The 4,081-nt window shown below is 60.4% G+C and carries 3 protein-coding genes; all 3 read left to right on the forward strand.

Annotated features, from left to right (window positions below; translation table 11 throughout):
- The first annotated feature begins 56 nt into the window (after window positions 1-56).
- The 3 genes from JO015_16735 (at window position 57) to JO015_16745 (ending at window position 3,734) form a co-directional block, all read left to right on the forward strand.
- The gene (locus JO015_16735; protein MBW0000744.1) at window positions 57-980 is read left to right on the forward strand and encodes a flap endonuclease; all 924 of its coding nucleotides are present in this window, start codon (window positions 57-59) and stop codon (window positions 978-980) included.
- 21 nt (window positions 981-1,001) lie between these two features.
- The gene (locus JO015_16740) at window positions 1,002-1,265 is read left to right on the forward strand and encodes a hypothetical protein (GenBank protein ID MBW0000745.1); all 264 of its coding nucleotides are present in this window, start codon (window positions 1,002-1,004) and stop codon (window positions 1,263-1,265) included.
- A 399-nt stretch (window positions 1,266-1,664) separates the two neighbouring features.
- Window positions 1,665-3,734, forward strand: a complete 2,070-nt coding sequence (locus tag JO015_16745) for a response regulator (GenBank protein MBW0000746.1) — start codon at window positions 1,665-1,667, stop codon at window positions 3,732-3,734.
- Window positions 3,735-4,081: the final 347 nt, after the last annotated feature.

Raw genomic sequence — 4,081 nt, forward strand, 5'->3', positions numbered from 1 at the left:
CGTTACCCGTTACGGGTTCCTCGTTGCGCGAATCCGATCCTCGGAGATCCTGTTCCGTGCGCTTCTTGTTAATCGACGGCCATTACTACGTGTACCGCTCTTACCACGCGATCCAATCTCTGAACAACTCGCGCGGCGAGCCTACCAACGCCATTTACGGGTTCGTCAAATCGGTTCGCAAGATGCTGAAGGATCTGCGGCCGGACTACATCGCCGTTTTCTGGGATGAAGGTCTGCCGGAACGGCGCGTGAACCTGCAGCCTGCTTACAAACAGCAGCGCCAGGAAATGCCGTCGCCGATGGTGCCGCAACTCGCCTTCATTCGTCGTTTTTGTTCCGCGATGGGCCTGGAGTCAGTCGCAAAGCCGAATACCGAAGCGGACGACCTGATGGCCTGCTACGTGGCCATCGCACTCCGGGAACAGATCGAATGCGTCCTCGCAACCAGCGACAAGGATCTTTTTCAGTTGGTCGGGCCGATGGTCCGGATTTACTCGACGAACAAGGCCGATCTGAAGAACCCGGCGGATTCCTTTGTCTTGTTGGGCACCGAGGAGGTCACGCAAAAATGGGGCGTACCGCCGGCGAGTATCCCGGAGGTGCTGGCCCTTACGGGTGACTCGGTCGACAACATCCCGGGAGTGGAGAAGGTCGGGCCGAAAACGGCGGCTAACCTCGTCCGGGAGTTCGGGACGGTTGAAAATCTCCTGGCGAACCTCGAAAAGGTCTCCAACCCGACCTTAAGGGCGAAGCTGGCGGCAAACCGAACGCAGATCGCCCACAATCGCGAGATGGTACGCCTGGAGCTTGACCATGACTTGACGGTACCCGTGAAATCGATGACCCTGCGCCCGGCTTATCCCGAGTACATCGCGGGTCTCGAGCAGTGCGAGTTCCGCTCCTTGCTTAACGAAGTCAGGGAAGAGGCGGCCAGAGCAGGCGAACACCCGCCGCAGGGCCTCCAGGGCGAATTGTTCTAGCTCACTGCCACAAGCGGAACGATGCCAAAAATCACTGATCCCCAACTGAGGCAAATTTTTCATTTGCGGCACTCGCGGCATTTCATTTCCGGCATTTTTCCGCTTGCGGCATTCGCCGCATTTCTGCCGTCACGATCTCCTGTGCCGGACGTAACCGGCCCGGCGCCCATCCCGTTCGCTGCAGGTGGTGATACCGGCGATCCGAGCGGAGGATCCGCCCAGCAGGAAGGCCAGCGCGCAAAGGTCATCAATGTCGCCGCCGATGTCCGTATCGAGGTGGACTAACGGGTTCTGGCATGCGCTAAGCCTCACGGCTGCCCGCCTCAGAAGCGTGGGGACATGTTCGAACCGCCGCACCTCATGATCCGTAAGCAGGTCGAGAACTGAAGCCTTGCGGCCTAAAAATACCCCTTCACGCGTTCCAGGCAAAACTCAAATGGGCCCCCCAAGGGACACCGCCGCGACGCCGTTCGCCAACCCCGTTTTGCCGGGGTGAACAAAGCCGGATCGGCGAACGGCCTCCGCACCGGCCTGCCGGTCTTGACTACATAATTATAATAATAATTAGTAATTTCTACGATCAATGCTAAGATCGCGACGGTAAGTATCGCGGTGAGGCGGACGCCGGAGGCGAATCCAGCCCGGATTCCAGGCGTCCAAAGACTGTGCTACGAACCGTTGCGAATGGATTTGCTCACAAACCTCTTCTCGAGCGCAACCTTTATGCCTCACGGGTTCTGTTACACTTGGGACCCGTACCTCATCTGGTTGAATGCCGGTTCCGATATTCTGATCGCGCTAGCCTATTACACCATCCCGATCACGCTGGTCTATTTCGTGCGGCGCCGGAAGGACCTGGCTTTTGACTGGATCTTTGTCTGTTTCGCCATTTTCATCGTCGCCTGCGGAACTACTCACGTGCTCGAGGTGGTGAGCATCTGGCATCCCATGTATTGGCTGGCGGGAGCCATCAAGGCCGCGACGGCAGCCGTTTCGCTCCTGACCGCCGTTGCGTTGATTGCGTTGATTCCGCGCGCGTTGGCGCTCCCGAGCCCGAAAGACTTGAGGGCTGCCAACCAGGCGCTCCAGGAGGCCCAGGATGCAACGCGGAGAATAAATGAAGCGCTCGAAGCGAAGATCGCCGAACGCACTGCCTCGCTCGGGGCGGCAAACGCCGCGCTCTCAGCGGAAATCAAACAGCGGAAACTGATGACCGAACACCTCCACGAGAGTGAACGCCAGCTTCGAACTGCCATGGCCAGGTCCCCCATTCCGGTCATGATATATGACGAACAAGGCGTGGTCCGGCTGCTGAGCAACGGTTGGACCAAGTGTTCCGGTTACACCCTTGAAGACATTCCGACCCTCGAGGACTGGCTCTCCAGAGCTTATAACGGCGACGGTGAGGCGGCGAGGAACTACATTCACACACTGTTCACGATTGCTGACCCGGTCTACGACGGCGAATGGACGATCCGGGCTAAAAACGGCGAGCAGCGCACCTGGGATTTCCATACCATTCCGCTCGGTCGAGACCGGGAGGGTAAGCGGTTGCTGGTGAGCAAAGGTGTGGATATCACTGAGCGTAAACAAGCCGAGCGGCAGAAAAACGAATTTCTGGCGCTGTTGGCTCACGAACTGCGCAATCCGCTGGCTCCGATTTGCAGTGCGTTGCACGTTTTTGGTCAGTCCAGGGCCGATCCGGTCCTTGTGTCCCAGATGCTGCGAATGGCGGAACGGCAGGTCTGGCACATGGCCCGGCTGCTGGATGACCTGCTCGACGTGGTGCGCATCAGCCAAGGGCGGTTCGAGCTCCGGAGGGAACCGGTCGAAGTCGGGGAGGGCCTGATGCGCGCGGCGGAATCGGTTGCCCCGTTCTGCGAGGAGCGCCGCCATGACCTGAGAGTGATCCGGCCCCAGGGGCCCTTGTGGGTGCAGGCGGATCGCACCCGGTTGGAGCAAATCCTGACCAATTTGCTCAATAACGCCGCCAAGTACACCGATCCGGGCGGCCGGATCCGGGCTAGTGCCGAACTGGAGGGCTCGCATGCGGTGATCCGGGTTCAGGACACGGGTATTGGCATCGCGCCGGCGATGCTCACGCGCATTTTCGAGCTGTTCGTCCAGGGCGAACGGCGACTGAACCGTTCGGTGGGCGGGGTCGGAATCGGGTTGTCGCTGGTCAAAAACCTGGTCGAACTGCACGGCGGCACCGTGGAAGCGTTTAGCCCCGGGCTGGGCGGAGGCAGCGAGTTTGTGGTGCGACTCCCGGCGATCAAGGCGGCATGCCCTGGGCGGGAAGCGGAAAAAATATCACCGAAAGAGAGAAAAATGCCCCGTGGGACGCGGGCAGGTTTACGGGTCCTGGTCGTTGACGATAATAGCGACGCTGCGGACGGCCTCGCCACGATCCTGAGGTTCAGCGGACACGAGCTGCGGATCGCTTATGACGGGCCGGCAGCGCTGGCGGTCGCGCAAACCTTCCGGCCCCATGTGGTGCTCCTTGACCTTGGGCTGCCGGGAATGGACGGGTATGAAGTTGCACGCCGGTTGCGGCAAAAACCGGAATTCAAGGAGGTTTGCATCGCCGCCGTAACCGGCTGGGGCCAGCCGGAAGACCGCCAGAACTCGCAAAAGATGGGGATTAACCGCCACCTGGTCAAACCCGTGGATCCCTCTTTGCTGGCGCAATTGCTGGCGGAGGTCACAGCCGCTGCGGAAAATGCCGCCGACCCGGGGACGGGTCACGGGTAGAGTTCGGGGTTCGGAGTTCGGGGTTCGGGGTTCGGGGTTCGGAGTTCGGCGTTCGGAGCGGCGGAGAACGCCACCAATGACACCGGGTGTCGGGTGTCGGTCACACAGCGGGCACAGCGGGTCTGGCGGGCACAACGTAAGAGTTCACACGGCGAACACGGCGACCACGGCGGGGAGAAGAAAGGGTTCGGAGTTCGGGGCGGCAGAGAATGCCACAAATGATACCGGGTGTCGGGTGTATCTTGGGGAAGAGTCGCGGATGTCAAGCCTGTAACTCTTCTTTCCGCCGTGTTCGCCGTGGCTCGCCGTGTTCGCCTTGTGAACCTCTGTCGCTGTGCCCGCCGTGT

Source organism: Verrucomicrobiota bacterium (assembly GCA_019247695.1).
In the GTDB taxonomy this organism is placed as follows: domain Bacteria; phylum Verrucomicrobiota; class Verrucomicrobiia; order Chthoniobacterales; family JAFAMB01; genus JAFBAP01.

Excerpts from the sequence above, each read along its gene's own strand:
- JO015_16740 (MBW0000745.1), top strand. The coding sequence starts at position 1,002 with ATGCCAAAAATCACTGATCCCCAACTGAGGCAAATTTTTCATTTGCGG.
- JO015_16745 (MBW0000746.1), top strand. The coding sequence starts at position 1,665 with ATGGATTTGCTCACAAACCTCTTCTCGAGCGCAACCTTTATGCCTCAC.